This is a genomic window from Trichloromonas sp., from assembly GCF_034006665.1.
Taxonomy (GTDB): Bacteria; Desulfobacterota; Desulfuromonadia; order Desulfuromonadales; family Trichloromonadaceae; genus Trichloromonas.
Window position 1 is genome coordinate 12327 of sequence record NZ_JAVESI010000012.1, and the last position, 18965, is coordinate 31291.

The following is an 18965-nucleotide window of genomic DNA, read 5'->3' on the forward strand; positions in this document are numbered from 1 at the left end:
AATATAGTTTAATATAAAATAAAAAATAATTAATATTTAAATGTTAATAGATTATGAATATAGGCAAAAGAAGTTAATTGTAAGTTACATTGATGATAATGGTAATATAAAGTTAAAATATTATCCTTGGAATAATCCCACTAAATTTATAATATGTGATGATAATGACAGTGATAAATCAGGTAAATATGTTACTTGGGATGGTAAATCTATAAAAGAAATATACACACAACACCCGAATAGATATTCGGTTTATGATTTTTTGGATAAATTACCAGAAGAAGAGAAAAAATTATTGTTCGAATATAAAGAACCTAATATATTCTTTATAGATATAGAGAACGAAATAATTGATAAAAAACCACAACCTCATTTGGCTGAATCTGCTATTCAATCAATATCTATTGTTAATAAAGATAAAGTTTTAGTTTTAGGTACTAAGAAATTAAATAAATCGGAAATAGATTCAATTAAAAGTGGTATAAATAACCATTTCGATAAATTAAAAACAAATTATGATTTTATGTATCGTTATTATAATAGTGAGTATGACATGTTACTTAACTATTTTAAGTTAATGGTACCAAAAATGTCAGTATTAACGGGATGGAATTTTGTGAATTATGACTGGGTTTTTTTGGTGAATAGAGCAAGGAAATTAGGTATTGATCCTAGTATTTCTTCATTTACTGGTAATTTAAGATCATCTTGGATGCAGAATGATCATTCTGAAATACCTGCACACCGTGTCATAATTGATTATATGGAATTATATGCAAAATGGGATACGTCAATAAAAGTTAAAGAATCACAAGGGTTAGATTTTGTTTCTGATAATGTACTTGGTGTTAAAAAGATTAATTATGAAGGTAATCTTAAATATTTATATGAAAGTGATTATCAAAAATTCATATTGTATAATGCTATTGACTCAGCACTAGTTCAGCAGATACACTTAAAGATGAAATATATTGATATTTTATATGGTATTGCAACATTATCAAAAATTAGAGTTATTGATGCATTTACTACATTAACAGTAACAGAAGGTATATTAAGAGAGAAAATGAGATTTGAAAAGAATGTAGTATTTGTTAAAGATGATACAAAGAAAGATGATACTATTGATGACGATATGAATGTTAAAGGAGGTTGGGTTAAAGATCCGATAGTTGGAATGAATAGTTGGACTATTTGTTTTGATTTTGCATCTCTATATCCTACAACTATGCAAGAATTTAATATATCTGCTGATTCTTATATTGGTAAAGTTATAAAAGATAGAGGTAAAAGTATAAGTGACATGATAGATAAATTGCAATCTGGTGGAGATGTATATTCGGTATTTAATGGACATAAAATAAAATTAGATAAAAACTCAATTATAACATTAAATGGTGCTGTTTTTAGGAATGAAGATGGTGTAGTTAAAAAAGTTATGGGTAATATTTACAAAGAAAGAAAAAAATATAAGAAAATGATGATGTCTGCAAATGAAGAATTGAAAGATTTGCAAAATGAATTAGAAAGATTAGAAAAAGAATTAAATTAAGTGATTTTATATCCCTTTATTTTTTCTTATACATACCATAATTGGAGTTAGCTTTTGTTTCGTTGTCTTTACCTTTTCTTTTTTTAACTTCTTCTGATTTTAATCTATCAACTCTGTTTCTATTTTCGTGATTATATTTACTTCTTTTGCCTGATATTTTTCTATCTTTTTTCGATGTAATATATTCATTATCATCTATACTAGTTCCATCGGGTGCAAAACTTTTAATACTATTTTTATTTTCTTTATTTGTGTTTATTATATTTTTTCTTGCATCTTCTTGTATCTCTTTAGAGTTTTCAACATTAAATCCAACAACATCATCTCCATTTTCTTGTTTTGGTGATACAATTGTAGTATCATCATGTTCTACTTCATTTGTTATTATATCTCTTTCTAATGTATCTATTTTATTATTATCATTAAAATATACATTATCAGATACAAAAATATTTGGATTTTGTAAAAATTTTAGAATATGTTGATCTAATTCACTTTTAACAATAGGTGTACCTGAATTGCCCACCATTGATGTTGGTTTAACAAGAATATTTAAAAATTCTTTAAACCATTCTATTATAAAATGATCACCCAGTACTGCTCTTTGGTTTGCTTTTTCTGTACCTATATTAATTTTTCTTTTATTATCTTTTAATTCTATGTTTATATTGTCGTTATTCATTACTATTCTATTTAAAAGATGATCTATTATAAAATTATCTTTGTCTTGATATACTTGTGTTTTATGACTAAATAGTAAAGAATAAAAACTAACATAATCTTCATCAGATAAACTATCTAATTTATCTTGTAAATTTATATTATACATATCTGTATATATGTAGTATGGTGAATATATATCACCATTATCAAATTTTATACTAACTGTTTTTCCAATAGGTGGAATTGAATATGAACATCCGTATGGTATAATCTGTGGTGATGACCAGGGTATATGAGATGTTGGTATATTATCAAATACACCAATAATTCTTACTTTAACTCTTCCCTTTCTTCTAGGATCTATATTATCTTCTACTATTCCACTAAATATACCATCTTTATAATTCATAAAAATTAATTATTTTCGTCATAAACATTACCATCAGGGTATTTTCTATTATATTTATTATCTTCTTTCTTGTTTGTATTTGGAAATTTTTGGTTATAAGTTCCGTCTTCTTGTAAGTCACCTTCTGGGAATTTTTGATTGTATTGGCCATCTTCATGAACATCTCCTTCTGGGAACTTTTGATTATACTGCCCATCTTCATGAACATCTCCTTCTGGAAATTTTTGATTGTACTGCCCATCTTCATGAACATCTCCTTCTGGAAATTTTTGATTGTATTGACCATCTTCATGAACATCACCATCAGGATATTTTTGGTTATAAATTCCGTCTTCATGGACATCACCATTAGGGAACTTTTGATTGTACTGCCCATCTTCATGAACATCTCCTTCTGGAAACTTTTGATTGTACTGCCCATCTTCATGAATATCACCATCAGGAAATTTCTGATTATATTGAGCATCATTTTGATCTATGTCATCACCGATATTTAAGATATCATCATTTTCAATATCTCTATTTCTTGTTCTTCCTTCTTCGTCATATGCATTTGTATAATTATCTCTCCATTGGTTTCTACTCTTTATAGGATCAACATTATTATTTTTATTCTTTTTATTTCCTTTTATATCATCTAATTTTTTATCAATAAAATCACTAACAAATTTATCAACCATTCTAACTTTATCACCAGCTTTATCATAATAAACATTAACATCAGTTAGTGTTACTCCTACCTTTTCATTTAACCAATTTTGTGCTTTATCTGCTAGTTCAGTAACTTCATTTTTTAATTTATTAACAATGACACCTCTTATTTGTCTTGTTTCGTTTCTTAAATATGATAATAATTTACTTTTCTTAGTATTATCTTGTTCACCAATGGGTGATACAACACCGGGTATTGTATCATCAAAATATTCAAAATATATATCATGCTCTGGTAATCTCTTTCTAAAATCTAGTATATCAGAATTTCCTATAATGTGATCCCTCATCATTACTTTACTATATGACTTAAAATTTATTTTAAAGTTACTTTTAGATATATTTGGTTTTTGAGCATTATATCCACCTCTAATAATTTCACTTTCAAAATTTTTAGATTCAAAAAAATCAAATTGACAGTCATGTAAAATGTATATCATTTTAGACGGAATGCTATTCATCATATTATCATCAGTTTTCATATTTCTATAATCGCTTATTATTAATGACATATCAAATCTTAAAAGATTTTCGGGTATCAATACTCTATGTGTATCATAAGAATAAACTAAATTATTATATAATTCTGTCAAATATTGTGTACTCATAACAACATCTTCTGATATTGTAAATATTATTTTATCTTCTGGATAATTTATTATTTTTTTAGTTAATACATCTAATCCTGATATTGACTCTATATAATGTTCTTTATAACTTTTATCTTTATTTATTTCTGGAAGATTAGATGGAAATATTTTTTCAACTTCTAATTTAAATTTATAATATAAATCTAATCTATTATCATTACCTATTTCTGGTATATTAGAAGAATATTCATTAATGAAATTTTCTATATTTTTAATATTATTATTAGTTGTAAATAATGGAGAATTATCATAATCAATTTTAATATCAAAAACTAAATATGTTGGATCTTGAAATTGGTCAACACTATTTTTATTAAATCCTATTGTTATGTATGTGTTTAAATTTTGTTTAAACACATCACTTTGATTATCAAACATACCAAATCTATTAGTACCAGCATATTTATTTTCATTACCACTTATTTTTTTAACTAATTTTTTATTTTGTAAACCTGGTCCAAAATGTTCACCTGACTTACTAACATATTCACCATAACCATCAACATATCCTAAATTTTCTTTAGATTTAGTATCTGATGTATTGTCTAATAGATTAGAATCTTGTACATTTTTATTTTGTTGACTACTTTGTTTAGCCTCTTTTCTTAACTGTTTATTAATTTGTCTATTTGACATTGGTGCTCCTGGTTTGGCCATTAATTTTAATTATTTTTATAATTATATATAATTATTCTAGTTATTAAAATCATCATCATTAAATCCTAATTCTCTCTTAACTAATGTAACTTCTTGTGAAAACCCACTAATTTTATTAAATGTGTAGTTTATTGCAGTAATTAACCATTCACCTGATAATCTTTTATTTATTCTATTTTCATCATAATTTTCACCATTGTAATTTTCTACTTTTTCTGGTGTTGGTTTAATTGGTTTATCATCTGTTATTGATATATCATCCATTTTATAAAATTTAAGTTGTATTTTTTGAAATCTATATAAATTAAAATTCATAAGATTTATTACAACTTTTACTTTTATTTTCTGTAATGCATTTAAATTTTTAATATTTTGTTGTTTGGCATAAAGATAATTAGAATGAACATTATCAGTATCAATTTTACCTAAATTCATATAATCAATAGAATTTTCCATTAATTCTGATATTTCACCGACTTTACCTTTTAATACTACCTGATCATTATTCTTACCTGTTGTGGTTATAGTATCCATTAACAATTTATATATTACATTATCATTTTTATCATTGTATATTAATATAGATTTATATCCTATATCTAAATTAACTCTAGTTGAACTATTTATAATATTAAATTTATTAATATAATTATTTGAGTTTAACTTATCTGGGTGATTTGTTAATATTAAATCCATTTCTGTTTCTTCTGAATCATTATTTAGATTTGTTGTTAAATTGGAAGAAAATAAAATACCAGTTTGATCAGATATATCTTCATTTAATGCTGACTCAATATCCACATAATTTAAATTATAATAGAAATCAATATATGCATACATAAATGTAGAATCGTTTAAATATGAATGACTTACGACATTTTGTATAAATTTTAAATTTGTATTACCAGTATTAATCCATATCATACCATCATTCGTGTTATCTATATTAGTTGCGAATCCTAGTTCTGAATCAGTTGCTATTTTTTTTAAAACTTCAAAACTAGTATTTGGATAAGACGAGAATGAATTAAAATATAAATTATTAACATTCAGTATACCAACAATAGAATAAATTAGATCATTCTTTTCATTTTCTTTATTCTTTATAATATTAAAATCTAATATTTTAAAATCCATTCTAATCGGCATTAATATTTCACTATTGGATTGTATAAATAAACTTAATATCTCATTGTCAACTGGAAAAAGAACATCAAATAATCTATTAGTTGGATCTCTAAATTGTACTTCTATTTTAGGCAAAAATTGATTATTATACAGTATTGTTTGTATCATGTTATTAATTTCTATAACCGTATCTCCAATTTGTAGATATGGATATTTCCCAATTTGTTCAACATAATACTTAATATCATCATCATTTGTATCACCTTCATAATCAATAACTAAATCTCTTAATATTATAGAAGGTCTTTGTATAACTTTAATCATTTATCTAAATTTATTTATTAATTTAATTTTTTTAGAATCAAAATTAACATCTATTTGTTTTAAATTATCTGGTTTTATAGTAGGTGGTGATCCTAGTCTATTCGGATCTTTTTTAGTAGTTTTATTTTTATTCATATTAAGAATTCTATCTTTTTGTTCATTTGTATCTGGATCTTTATCATATAAAAAATCAAAATCACTTTTATTAGGTGGATAATAAATTATATCACCTGACTTTATTGTAAATGGATTAATAATATTATTTATAACCATTAATTCTTCTATATAATTTGTACTACCATATAGGAACATAGATATGAGATCTAATCTACCTGAATATTCATCAGTGACTACAAAATAATTAATATTTACATCATCTGACATCTTTATTGTCTTTTGAAATATGTCATAAAAATTGTTATTCATTTTTAATTTATTTAAAGAATAAAATTCCATATTAATTATTTTATTTTATTATAACTTCTTTTATATTGAATACCAAGTGAATCTAAAATTTCATTTTTTCCCATGTTTCTACCTTGTGATATATCAATACTAGCAGTTATATATTTTGGAATATCATTATATTGCATATCTCCATTTAATTTAACTGTAATGTTATCAACTTTTATATTATTTAAAGATAATAATGGGGCATATGGGTTTCCTATTGTTAAATGCCATGGTGTTGCTGCTTCACCAGTTAACATTGCAATAGAACCTCTTAATGGCCATACATATTTACCAACAGTAGATGCCAATATATTTTTTACTAAACTACCATGTAACACTTTATTTAATATAGATGTTTGTTTTTCTACAGATTCTAATCTTTTTTTATCATCTCCTGTATATGATTCACTTCTTTCTTTTTCATCTTCTTCTCTTTTTTTCTCTTCTGCTTCTATAACTTCTTTAGATTTAGGACTAGGTTTTAATTGTCTATTAACTGCACCAAGAAATGAATTAAAAACTTCTTTAATTAAATCAATCCAAGCAGATACATCTGTTGAATTATTATTAGCACTTCTTAATTTATTTAAAATACTTGAATTTAAATTTCCGATATATCTAATATCTGATGTACCCATAGTTAATAAATTTCTAATTATATTATATGTAGATGCAGTCATATCTACCCCACCAATATATTTTTGTTCATATACAGTTTCAAAACTAATGTTAAATTTAGATGTATGTCCTACATCTTCAGTTGATCTGGTTAATGATTCTCTTAATACATTAGGATCACCAAATGGTACTTTTGTATCAGGACTTACTAAACCAATTGTTTTAAGTATTCCAAATAATGATCCAGCTAACCATCCTGGCACAGGTGCCATTGAATCTAACCCAATTCCAAACTCTTTAGACATCATTTGATTTATTAATAAGTGTAACATTTCATCTTTATTTTGAGTTCTCCAATTTTCATTAAATGAAAAATTTAATATCTCATCTGAATCTGATTTTACCCACCCTACAATAACTGATACAGGTTCTACATTCATTTTAGATAAATCCTTTCTAACAACTGCCCCTTCAGGAAATCTTCTAAGTATTATTAATCTATTTAATGGGTAAACACCAATATCTCTTAAATAAGAAAAATCAGTAGGTTTTAATTTTAAACTTTTTGACATATTGCTATCACTACCTTCTCCGTTAAAATCCTTTAATAATTGAATATATGGATTTCTGCTAGTTGCATCATATGGAGCATTTACGCTAGAACTAATATAATTTTTAACATCACCTTGTGTTATAATATAATTATTTATACCGAATGTGTCATCTTCATTTTGGTTATATCTAACATCAGTGGATTGTATTTCTCCATATTCATTAGATATATAGTTTTCCATTTCAAATAAAAACTTCATTTCATCAAACATTATAAAAATGATTAATTTTTTAATAGTGTGTAAATATAAATGTATATATAAAAATAATTTTAATAACTTTTTAATATTTGAGATGCGTCAAATATATTCATGTTTGATAGAATAGATTGATATATATCTTCATCATTTTTAAATTCATCAAAAAATATTAATATGTTAAATTTTATATTTGAATCTAATACTTTTTTTATTTTAAAAATATCATTAACATCTAATTTTTTATTACTAAAATTGGGTATGTAATAAATATCTCTATTTTTAGAAAAAGATTGCACTATTTTATTATATATTAATAAATTAAAATAGCTTTTATAAATATCATAATTATTATGGATGTCGTATTCTTCTAATTGTTGTTTTATATCAATGATAACCTTATTTCTAATCTTATTAACTTTAACATATTTATCAAACTTTTTTTTACTTTTTGTAAACACTAAATAAAAATTCATATTATTAAATTATATTTTTATTATATATTGAATAGTAATAGTTCAGAATATATATTTTAAAATAAATTTAACTATAAATTAAACTTTTTATAGTATTTATAATAAAATTATAAAAATATAAAGATAATATCTTAAAAAATTAATAGATTATGCATGGCAAAGAAAAAATCAAATTCAAAAACGTTCTCGATATCACAATTATCAGGTTTAATAGATAAAATATCAGATGAAACAGAAATAATTGTACAAGGTAATGAAGATTCTGGTTTTATTGATACTGGTGTTTATATTTTAAATGCTCTTTTTTCAAAAAGTATTTTAAATGGTGGTATTCCAGATGACAGAATAACAATATTTGCAGGTGAACCAAATACAGGTAAATCATATTTATTGTATAATATTGCTAGAAATGCTCAAAAAAGAGGAGACTTTATAGTATTTATTGACACTGAACATTCTGTTAGTAAATCTACATTACAATCATTCGGTATTGATTCAAGTCCTGAAAAATTAAAACTTATATCTTCTAATAAAGTTGAAGATTTAAAAATATTCCTAACCAAATTTCTAGATGGTCTTAAACAAGAGAAAAAATCAGGATCAGAAATTCCTAAAATTATAATTTTATTAGATAGTATAGGTCAATTAGCATCAGAAAAAGAAATTGAAGATGCTAAAGAAGGTAAAAACAAAGCTGATATGACAAGAGCTAAAGCTATTAAACAATTGTTCAGAATTATTAACTCTGATTTAGGATATTTAGGAATTCCAATGGTAGCAACAAACCATACTTATCAAGATACTAGTTCATTTTTCCCTGTTCCAGTTATGGCAGGTGGAAAAGGAGCAGAATATTCAGCATCTACTATTATATTTTTAAGTACTGCTAAATTAAAAACTGGCAGAGAAGATGACTTAGATTTAAGTTCAACTGGTGTATTGGTTACAGCACAAGCAAAGAAAAACAGACTAGCTAAACCTAAGAAAGTTAAATTTGAAATTGATCATAGTTATGGTACAAATCCATATAAAGGATTAGAATTTTTCTTTACTCCACAAAATTTTGAAAATTTAGGTGTAGCAAAAGGAAAATTAAACGATAAGGGTGAGTTTGAACCAGGTGGAACAAGATGGTATATTAAACATTTAAATAAATCGGTTTTTGAAAAACAATTATTTACATCAGAAGTTTTTACGAAAGAATTATTAGAAAAATTAGAACCAATAATTTATAAATATTTTGATTACTCATCATTTGAAGAACAAGAATTATTTTTATCTAAAATGGACGAGCATGGAGAAGATTTAGATGCAGATTTTGATGATATTGATAATGATGATTTATTTTAATAAAATTTTAAAAATTAAAAAATGGGAGCTAATACAAATTTAGAAAAATTATTTTTTGCCAAGATCTTAGAAGAACCTAATCAATTTTATAAAGTAGAATCAAAATACTTTGAAAATGAATTGATTAGGTTTGTATATGATGTTATTAGAGAATATTATATAAATTCAAAAGATAAAATTGTACCTAGTCCAAAACAAGTTTGGTCTATGGTAAGTTTACAAGATGATAAAAAATTAGTTTCAAAAGAAGCTTTAAAATCATTGTTTACAGAAACAACACAAGATATAACTGATGAATGGTTAGATAGATCATTTAAAGCATGGAAATCATCAAAATATACAAGAGATAAAATTTATGAATCCATTGATATTATAAAAAACATGGATGAAGTAAATTATGACAATGTTATGGATATTGTCGGTAGATTAAAAAAGAATTTTAGTGAGATAGATATTATATCAAATGATGATGAAGATTTAGGGGGAGATTTTGATGATCCAGAAGAACATAAACAATTGATATCATTAAGAAAAATACCGACAGGATGGTCAAATTTAGATAAAATATTAGGTGGTGGATGGGATCATGCTACTTTTAACATAATAATGGGAGAAACTAATGTGGGTAAGTGTCTTATTTTCAACACTTTAATAAAAATTAAAAACAAAAAAACTAATAAAATCGAAAAAATAAAAATTGGTGATTTTTTTAATATGATAAAAAAATCTTCCTAAATTGGATTCACTTATTTTTATATATAAAAGTAAAAATGATTATGAAATGTAAAATTTGTAATAATGAATCTAAAGATATTAGAGGATTATCTATTCATTTAGTAAAAAAACACCATTTTAATAAAAATGATATTAAAAATTATTATGATAAATATTTAAAAAAAGATAATGAAGGTAAATGTTATTTTTGTGGAAAAAATTCAATTTTTAAAGATTTATCTAATGGATATCATAATATATGTGATTCTAAAGAATGTTTAGGTAAAACAAGAGCAACAGGTACATATGAATTTTTAATGTATAAATATAATTTATCAAAAGATGATGCTATAAAAATGATGAATGAAAGAGCATCTGAAAGAGGCAAAAAAATTAAAAAATCATTAAATGAAAAATTTGAAAATAATAAAAATTTTTTTAAAGAAAGATCACATCAATCAATTAACTACTGGCTGAAAAGAGGATATTCTGAAGATGATGCTAAAATAAAAGTTAAGAAAGTTACTGATATGATACATGAAAAAACATGGAAAAAGAGAAGAGAATATCCAGAATTATATGATGATGTTAGTCCAACACAATTAAAATATTGGTTAAAAAAAGGATATAATGAAGAAGAAGCAAAAGAAAAAGTAAAAGATAGACAAAGAACTTTTACATTAGAAAAATGTATTAAAAAATATGGTGAAGACGATGGTATAGATATTTGGATAAAAAGAAATAAAAGATGGTCTAAAAAAATGAAAGATATTTTATTAAAAAATGGAAATTATAAACAAGACTCATCAAATTTAGAAAAAATTTTTATAAATGATATTTTAAATGAAACGAATATTAATGAATATAATTGTTATATAAATAAGCAATTTATAATATTTTGTAATAGTGATTTTTATTACACTTATGATTTCAAGTATAATAATAAAATAATAGAATTCAATGGTGATTACTGGCATTGTAATCCTATTAAATATGATATGGATTATTTTAATATGAGAAAACAAATGTATGCTAAAGATATATGGATATATGATAAATTAAAAATTCAAAAAGCTAAAAAAGAAGGATATGATGTATTAGTTATATGGGAAAGTGATTATAAGAAAAATAAAGAAAAAATTATACAAGAATGTGTAAATTTTTTAAACAAATAAGAGATAATATTATAAAATATAAAAACAAAATTGTATAAATGATAAGTGACAATACATATAAAAAATTTATAGAAACATTTGATGTATCAGATTGGCAAATAGAAACCGATACGGGATGGGAAGATATAAAAGAAGTTGGTAAAACAATTGAATATGATGAATGGGTAGTAAAAACAGAAGATGGTTTAGAATTAATTTGTGCGGATGAACATATTTTATTTGATAAAAATTATAATGAAATATATGTAAAAAATTTAAAAATAGGGGATTATATTTTATCAAAAAATGGTATTTCTAAAATAAAAGAAGTATATAAAACTGATAAAAAGTCAAATATGTATGACTTGTCTTTGTCTGATGATTCAAATCGTAGATATTATACAAATGATATTTTATCTCACAATTCAATGTGGTTACAAAATATGGCTGCTAAAATGGCAGATAGTGGATATAATGTTGTTTACATAACATTAGAGATGGCAAAATATAAATGTATTAAGCGTTTAGGTGCAATGAGATTAAAAATTGATATTGATGAATATGATACAATAAGTAAAGATAGTACATTTATTAAAAATAAAATAAACGAATTAAAAACAATGGCATCGTCAAATAAATTATTTGATGGTGGTAAGGTTGGTAAATTATATGTTAAAAAATTTCCAACTAGTGATTGTACAGTAACAGATTTAGAAAATTATGTTAAAAAATTTCAAGAAACAAAAAATATAAAATTAGATGCAATCGTAGTAGATTACATTAATATTATGTCAATTGAGAAAGGTTATAATTTAGACACTATGTTATATCTTAAAGGTAAACATTTAGCAGAAGGATTAAGAAGATTAGCTGATAAGTGTGATGTTGCTGTTATTACAGCTACACAAGTTGATAAATCAGTATGGGGAGCAAATGATATTAATTTAGATGATATACCAGAAAGTAAAGCAATAGCAGAAGCAGCGGATTCTGTTTGGGCAATAATTAGAAACCCTTCTATGAAAAAAGAAAATACATATAGATTAAAAATATTAAAATTAAGAGATGGTGAACATCATGAGGAACAAGTGAAATTTGATTTTAATACTAAATATTTAACAATGGATAATGATATATTATTTGGATCAAAATAAAAAATAATAAATTGAAATGAGTGATGATAAAAATTACATAAATTTTGATGACGATTTAAATCAATATGATATAGATGAAGAATCAAATATTAGTAATGATAATATAGAAGAAGATAATAATATTGATGTTGATGATGATATTATAAATAATGATGATGATAATGATTTTATTGACATTGATGATGTATCTGATATAGAGGATTGTGAAAATTTTGATCTAATTTATAAATTTAATACTAATAAACATAGGCAAGAAGGTAAACATAGATTACAAAGAGATACTATTTTTAAAGGCAAATTAGATAAAAAAGAAAATGAAGATAATATAAGTAACAGTCATATAGATAATGATTATGATAATATTAATATATTTGATATTCATAATGATAGTGATGATTATTTAAGTACAAATGACTTAACTAAAGATGTCTATGATATACTAGATAAAAATACAGATTTAGATTTTAAACAAAATAGAAGAAAACCAAATAAAGAGGTTTTTAATAATTATTATAATTTATTAATAAGAGAATTAGGATACAGATATACAAGATCAGAGATATTTGTTGAATTATCATATTATTTTACAGATAACATATTTAATATGTTTAAACTTTTAGATAAAAAACCAGCTACATATATAATTAAAGAATTAACACAAAAAGGATTTTTAAAAAACCTTAATGGTATTAATTTTTTATAAAAATAAATATAAATATAAATGAATAAATACAATAGAAAAGAAGTAGAAAAAAATACATTAGATTATTTTAAAGGTGATTCTTTAGCTACTGAAGTATGGATAAATAAATATGCATTAAAAGATTCAGATGGAAATATTTATGAATTAACACCAGATGATATGCACAAAAGATTATCTAAAGAACTAAATAGAATTGAAAATAAATATCCTAATCCATTATCAGAAGATTTAATTTATAATCTATTAAAAGATTTTAAATATATTATCCCACAAGGAGGTCCGATGTCAGGTATAGGTAATGATTTACAAATTGTTAGTTTATCAAATTGTTTTGTGACTGGAAATGAAAGTGATAGTTATGGTGGTATATGCAGAACTGATGAACAACAAGTACAATTAATGAAAAGAAGAGGTGGTGTAGGTCATGATTTATCACATATTAGACCAAAAGGATCACCCGTTAAAAACTCTGCACTAACATCAACAGGAGTTGTTCCTTTTATGGAAAGATATTCTAATTCAACAAGAGAAGTAGCACAAGATGGTCGTAGAGGTGCACTCATGTTAAGTTGTTTTGCACCAGATACATTCGTATTAGTTGATTATGGTTGGGATAAAATTATTAATGTTATTAATAAAATAAAAAACGGAGAAAAAATAAAAGCATGGACACATAATGGTTTTAAAAATATAACAGATATTCAGGAATTTATTAATAGAGATGTTTATGAAATTGAATGTGAAAATGGCAAAAAGATAGTTGTAACACCAGATCACGAATTTCAAGTTAGAAATAAAAATACAAAAAAAGAATATTTAAAAGCTATTATTGATGTTGATATAGAAAACGAAGAATTAGTATTCTTTTTTTAAAAAAAACAAATTCGGGGTGTTTTATTTTTATATATAACAATAAAACACCTTAAAAATGAAAATAAAATTAAAGAAAATTAAAGAAGACAGAATTAGAATTATCTATAAAATAGATCAATATGATATTAATTTAGATAATAAAATATTTAAAATTAATAAAAATACATCTAATTTGAGTGCATATTTAAATAATAAAGGGGATAATTTGATTAATTTTTTAAATAAATCAATTAATAATAAATGTATAAATTGTTCAAATACAGTAACGAAAAATAGATTTGAAAGAAATAAATTCATTACGTATAAATTTTGTGATAATTGTAATAATATTGAAAATTGGAATAAATATGATAAAGTAAATTGTATAATATGTAATACTGAACTTTTTAAAAAAGATATGATATTTTCAACATGTGGAAAAGAAGAATGTAAAAATACACATAGAAATAACATTAATAAAATAATTAAAAATACACATTGGACTAAAAAAGAAAATGTTAATGAAATTTTAAAAAAAAGAAGTGAAAAAAGATTGTCTAATGATAAAAAATTAAATAGAAAATACAAAGCATGGAATAAAGGGAAAAAGGGCATATATACAAAAGAAACAATAGAAAAAATAAGAAATTCTACAATTAAACAAATGAAAGAAGGTAAAATTAAAAAAACTAAAATTGAAATAATATTTGAAAATTTTTTAATTGAAAATGATATAAAATATGTATATTCTTTTATTTATAAAAAAAGACAATTCGATTTTTATTTAAAAGATTATAATTTAATAATTGAAATAAATGGTGATTATTGGCACGCAAATCCTAAATTTTGGGATATTTATGGTAATGATAATAATAAAAAAAAGTTATACGAAACACAAAAAATGAAGATTAAAGATGACATAATTAAAGAGAAAATGATAGAAGATTCTAATTATAAATTTATTAAATTTTGGGAAGATGATATACATAATAATTTTTCATTAATTATAGAAACTTTAATTAAAAAATTTAATATAAAAATAAAAAATAAAAAATAAAAAATGGATAAAACTTATAGTAAAATATTTAAAATAACAAAAAAGGGTAAAAGTAATGTTTATGATTTTACTGTTGATGAAACACATAGAATACTCGCTAATAATTTTTATACTTCAAATTGTCATGTCAAACATCCTGACGCAGAGGATTTTATAGATGCTAAAATGACACAGGGAAAAGTTACTGGTGCTAATGTTTCTGTTAAATTGGATGACGAATTTATGAAATGTGTTATCGAAGAAAAACCATATATACAAAAATATCCAATCGATTCTGATAATCCAATTTTCACAAAAGAAATAGATGCTAAAAAATTATGGAAAAAAATTATTTATAATGCTTGGAAATCTGCTGAACCAGGTTTGCTATTTTGGGATACTGTTATTAAAGAATCAGTACCTGATTGTTATACTGAACATGGGTTTAAAACGGTGAGCACTAACCCCTGTGTTGTGGGTGATACTAAAATATCCGTTGCTGATGGAAGAATGGGTGTAACAATTAAAGAATTAGCAGAAGAATCAAAAGATGTACCTGTTTATTGTTTAGATAATAATGGGGAATTAGCAATTCGTATAATGAGAAATCCACGTATAACAGGTTATAATAAACAAATTTATAAAATTACATTAGACAATGGACAATATATTAGGGTTACTGGTAATCATAAATTTAGATTAAAAAACGGAACATATATAGAAGCTAAAGATTTAAAAAATGGTGATAGTCTTGATGTTTTTTCAAAGGTTATTATAAATAATAATAAAAGAAAAAACAATTACTATACATTAGTAAATAATTCTAATTCATATCTTGAACATAGAATGGTATCAGAATTTAATAACGGTAGAAAATTAAATGAAAATGAAGTAGTTCATCATATCGATTATAATGGATTAAATAATAATATTAACAATTTAAAAATTATGACTATTGATGAACATAATTCATTACATAGAATTGATAAATTAGGTAATAAAAATCCATATCACAGGATGTCAGATGAATGGAAATTTAATTTTGCATCAAGAAAGGGTGACACAAATAATAAATTTTGTGGTATATATAATGATGAAATTAAAGAACATTTTATAAAACTAACAAAAAAATTAAATAGAAGAATATCTAAAAAAGATTGGGTTGAATATGCTAAAGAAAACAATTTACCTCAATATTTTTCTTCTTATAGAAGAAATTACGGAGGAGATATTGTATCATTAGCTAAATTAGTATCATTAGAATTAAATATAGATAATAATTTTGTTGATGTAGATCCTAGAATTGTAAAAACTTATAAAAAATCTTTATCAGAAGGTTATAATTCTAAAATAGATAATAATTCAGTAATAGTAGAAAAACAATGTGAACATTGTGGTGAATTATTTTGGGTAGATTATCAAAAAAGAGAAATTAGTTTTTGTTCACAAAAATGTGCAAATGTTTATATAAATACCGATAAAAATATTAAATTAAAGAGAAAAATATCTATTAATGATACATATAAACAAAAGATGATAAACATCAAAAATAAACAAATGGATATTTTCAAAAAATTAGAATTTAATTTAAAAAGGTGTCCTAAATTAAAAGAATGGGAAAAAGAATGTAAATTAAATAATATTCCATATAGATTAAAAACTAAATATGGTTATCAAACATTTAGTGATATTAAAAAAGAATCAGAATATTATAACCATAGAGTAATATCTATTGAGTTAGATGGATTTGAAAATGTATATAATGGAACAGTTGATGATTTTCATAATTTTTTCAGTGGTGAATTTGAAGAAACTACAAAAACAAATAATAAAAAATATGTTTATATTAATCAATTAAACTGTGGTGAGATCCCCTTAAATGTAGGTGACTCTTGTAGATTACTGGCATTAAATTTATATTCTTATGTAGAAAACCCATTTACAAAAGATGCAAAATTTAACTATGATTTATTTAAAGAACATGTTATTTATGCACAAAGATTTATGGATGATATTGTTGATTTAGAAATAGAAAAAATTGATCAAATTTTAAATAAAATTGATAATGATCCAGAGCCAGAACATATTAAAAGAGTTGAAAGAGAATTGTGGAAATTGATTAAAGACAATGCAGTAAAAGGTAGAAGAACAGGATTAGGAATTACATCAGAAGGTGATATGATTGCAGCGATGGGGTTAATTTATGGCACATCAGAAGCTACTGATTTTGCAGAAAATATACATAAAATATTGGCTACTTATGCTTATAAATCTTCTATAATAATGGCAGAAGAAAGAGGTTCATTTACAGTATTTAATAAGGATAATGAAAAAAATAACCCATTTGTAAATAGAGTTCTTAATTCTTTGAAAGAATTTAAAGAAAATGATATTATAGAAAAGTATAATAAAACAGGACGAAGAAATATATCATTACTTACAATTGCACCAACTGGTTCTGTTAGTATAGTTACACAAACGACATCTGGAATAGAACCAGTATTTTTACCATCTTATACTAGAAGAAGAAAAATAAACCCAAATGATAAAAATACTAAAACATCATTTATTGATGAAGTTGGTGATCATTGGGAAGAATATAATGTATTTCATCATAAGTTTAAAACATGGGCTGAAATAAATGGTTATGATACATCTAAACTAGAAACAATGAAACAATCCGAACTAGATGATATAATCAAAAAATCCCCATATTTTAAAGCAACATCTAACGATGTTAATTGGGTAGAAAAGGTTAGAATGCAGGGTAAAATTCAAAAATGGGTAGATCATTCTATATCTGTTACTATTAATTTACCTTCAGATGTTACAGAAGAATTAGTATCACAAGTATATCAAACAGGGTGGGAGTCTGGATGTAAAGGAATTACTGTATATAGAGATGGTTCTAGAAGTGGTGTATTGATAACAAAAACAGATAATAAGAAAGCAAATATTTTTCAAGAAAATAATGCACCAAAAAGACCAGAATCATTACAGTGTGATGTTTATAGATTCCAAAATAAGGGAGATAAATGGATTGGGTTTATGGGATTATTAGATAATAAACCATATGAGATATTTACAGGTCTGCAAGAAAGTGTAAATATACCTAATAATATAACAAAAGGTGAGATTAAAAAAGTTAAATCAGCTGAATCTGATGGACATTCTAGATATGATTTTATTTATATAGATAAAGATGGATATAAACAAGAATTTAGAGGGTTATCTAGGGCATTTAATAGAGAATTTTGGAATACAGGTAGATTGATTTCCGCAGTTCTAAGACATGGTATGCCGTTACCAAATGTTTTACAAATAATGGATAAATTAATATTTGATAGTGATGATGTTATAACATCATGGAAACAAGGTATTAAAAGAATTATAAAAAAATATATAAAAGAAGGAACATTAGTAAAAGGACAAACATGTGATGTATGTGGTTCATCTAATATAGTTTTTAAAGAAGGTTGCATGACTTGTATGGATTGTGGTACATCTAAATGTGAATAGATAAAAAGACTCATTTAAATGAGTCTTTTTTAT

13 protein-coding genes and 2 pseudogenes are annotated in these 18965 nt (G+C 23.8%); 9 read left to right on the top strand and 6 right to left on the bottom strand.

Annotation, left to right across the window (positions count from 1 at the left end; translation table 11 throughout):
* The first annotated feature begins 40 nt into the window (after nt 1-40).
* The gene (locus RBR25_RS06720; RefSeq protein WP_432818777.1) at nt 41-1552 is read left to right on the top strand and encodes a DNA polymerase domain-containing protein; all 1512 of its coding nucleotides are present in this window, start codon (nt 41-43) and stop codon (nt 1550-1552) included.
* Nucleotides 1553-1568: 16 nt separating this feature from the next.
* Here the strand turns inward: RBR25_RS06720 and RBR25_RS06725 are convergent, their stop codons facing one another.
* The 6 genes from RBR25_RS06725 to RBR25_RS06750 form a co-directional block, all read right to left on the bottom strand.
* Nucleotides 1569-2624, bottom strand: a complete 1056-nt coding sequence (locus RBR25_RS06725) for a phage baseplate assembly protein V (protein WP_432818778.1) — start codon at nt 2622-2624, stop codon at nt 1569-1571.
* Nucleotides 2625-2629: 5 nt separating this feature from the next.
* A complete protein-coding gene (locus tag RBR25_RS06730; protein ID WP_432818779.1) occupies nt 2630-4621 on the bottom strand; it encodes a hypothetical protein in 1992 nt (663 codons plus the stop codon).
* A 57-nt stretch (nt 4622-4678) separates the two neighbouring features.
* A complete protein-coding gene (locus tag RBR25_RS06735) occupies nt 4679-6094 on the bottom strand; it encodes a hypothetical protein (RefSeq protein WP_432818780.1) in 1416 nt (471 codons plus the stop codon).
* Nucleotides 6095-6478 carry a hypothetical protein gene (locus RBR25_RS06740; protein ID WP_432818781.1) on the bottom strand — a complete coding sequence of 128 codons (384 nt, stop codon included), beginning with the start codon at nt 6476-6478 and terminating at the stop codon, nt 6095-6097.
* A gap of 77 nt (nt 6479-6555) precedes the next feature.
* A complete protein-coding gene (locus RBR25_RS06745) occupies nt 6556-7959 on the bottom strand; it encodes a hypothetical protein (RefSeq protein ID WP_432818782.1) in 1404 nt (467 codons plus the stop codon).
* 89 nt (nt 7960-8048) lie between these two features.
* On the bottom strand, nt 8049-8450 hold the full coding sequence (locus RBR25_RS06750; RefSeq protein WP_432818783.1) for a hypothetical protein: 402 nt from the start codon (nt 8448-8450) through the stop codon (nt 8049-8051).
* A gap of 153 nt (nt 8451-8603) precedes the next feature.
* On the opposite strand from RBR25_RS06750, the gene RBR25_RS06755 reads away from it, so the two are divergent.
* The 8 genes and pseudogenes from RBR25_RS06755 to RBR25_RS06790 form a co-directional block, all read left to right on the top strand.
* Nucleotides 8604-9800 carry a hypothetical protein gene (locus tag RBR25_RS06755; protein WP_432818784.1) on the top strand — a complete coding sequence of 399 codons (1197 nt, stop codon included), beginning with the start codon at nt 8604-8606 and terminating at the stop codon, nt 9798-9800.
* Nucleotides 9801-9821: 21 nt separating this feature from the next.
* On the top strand, nt 9822-10535 hold the full coding sequence (locus tag RBR25_RS06760; protein WP_432818785.1) for a hypothetical protein: 714 nt from the start codon (nt 9822-9824) through the stop codon (nt 10533-10535).
* Nucleotides 10536-10576: 41 nt separating this feature from the next.
* A complete protein-coding gene (locus tag RBR25_RS06765; RefSeq protein ID WP_432818786.1) occupies nt 10577-11689 on the top strand; it encodes a hypothetical protein in 1113 nt (370 codons plus the stop codon).
* 38 nt (nt 11690-11727) lie between these two features.
* On the top strand, nt 11728-12822 hold the full coding sequence (locus RBR25_RS06770) for a DnaB-like helicase C-terminal domain-containing protein (protein WP_432818787.1): 1095 nt from the start codon (nt 11728-11730) through the stop codon (nt 12820-12822).
* A 16-nt stretch (nt 12823-12838) separates the two neighbouring features.
* Entirely contained in the window at nt 12839-13525 is a 687-nt protein-coding gene (locus RBR25_RS06775) for a hypothetical protein (protein ID WP_432818788.1), read from the top strand.
* Between the two features lie 18 nt (nt 13526-13543).
* A pseudogene (locus tag RBR25_RS06780) lies at nt 13544-14284 on the top strand (adenosylcobalamin-dependent ribonucleoside-diphosphate reductase); the annotation flags it as partial.
* Between the two features lie 169 nt (nt 14285-14453).
* Nucleotides 14454-15434, top strand: coding sequence for a hypothetical protein (locus tag RBR25_RS06785; RefSeq protein WP_432818789.1), 981 nt, complete (start codon nt 14454-14456; stop codon nt 15432-15434).
* 126 nt (nt 15435-15560) lie between these two features.
* Nucleotides 15561-18932: pseudogene (locus RBR25_RS06790) on the top strand (HNH endonuclease); the annotation flags it as partial.
* Nucleotides 18933-18965 lie beyond the last annotated feature (33 nt).

Coding starts and splice junctions, on each gene's coding strand:
- RBR25_RS06735 (WP_432818780.1), bottom strand. CDS start 6,094: ATGATTAAAGTTATACAAAGACCTTCTATAATATTAAGAGATTTAGTT.
- RBR25_RS06755 (WP_432818784.1), top strand. CDS start 8,604: ATGGCAAAGAAAAAATCAAATTCAAAAACGTTCTCGATATCACAATTA.
- RBR25_RS06745 (WP_432818782.1), bottom strand. CDS start 7,959: ATGGAAAACTATATATCTAATGAATATGGAGAAATACAATCCACTGAT.
- RBR25_RS06730 (WP_432818779.1), bottom strand. CDS start 4,621: ATGTCAAATAGACAAATTAATAAACAGTTAAGAAAAGAGGCTAAACAA.
- RBR25_RS06765 (WP_432818786.1), top strand. CDS start 10,577: ATGAAATGTAAAATTTGTAATAATGAATCTAAAGATATTAGAGGATTA.
- RBR25_RS06770 (WP_432818787.1), top strand. CDS start 11,728: ATGATAAGTGACAATACATATAAAAAATTTATAGAAACATTTGATGTA.
- RBR25_RS06740 (WP_432818781.1), bottom strand. CDS start 6,478: ATGTCAGATGATGTAAATATTAATTATTTTGTAGTCACTGATGAATAT.
- RBR25_RS06725 (WP_432818778.1), bottom strand. CDS start 2,624: ATGAATTATAAAGATGGTATATTTAGTGGAATAGTAGAAGATAATATA.
- RBR25_RS06775 (WP_432818788.1), top strand. CDS start 12,839: ATGAGTGATGATAAAAATTACATAAATTTTGATGACGATTTAAATCAA.
- RBR25_RS06720 (WP_432818777.1), top strand. CDS start 41: ATGTTAATAGATTATGAATATAGGCAAAAGAAGTTAATTGTAAGTTAC.
- RBR25_RS06760 (WP_432818785.1), top strand. CDS start 9,822: ATGGGAGCTAATACAAATTTAGAAAAATTATTTTTTGCCAAGATCTTA.
- RBR25_RS06785 (WP_432818789.1), top strand. CDS start 14,454: ATGAAAATAAAATTAAAGAAAATTAAAGAAGACAGAATTAGAATTATC.
- RBR25_RS06750 (WP_432818783.1), bottom strand. CDS start 8,450: ATGAATTTTTATTTAGTGTTTACAAAAAGTAAAAAAAAGTTTGATAAA.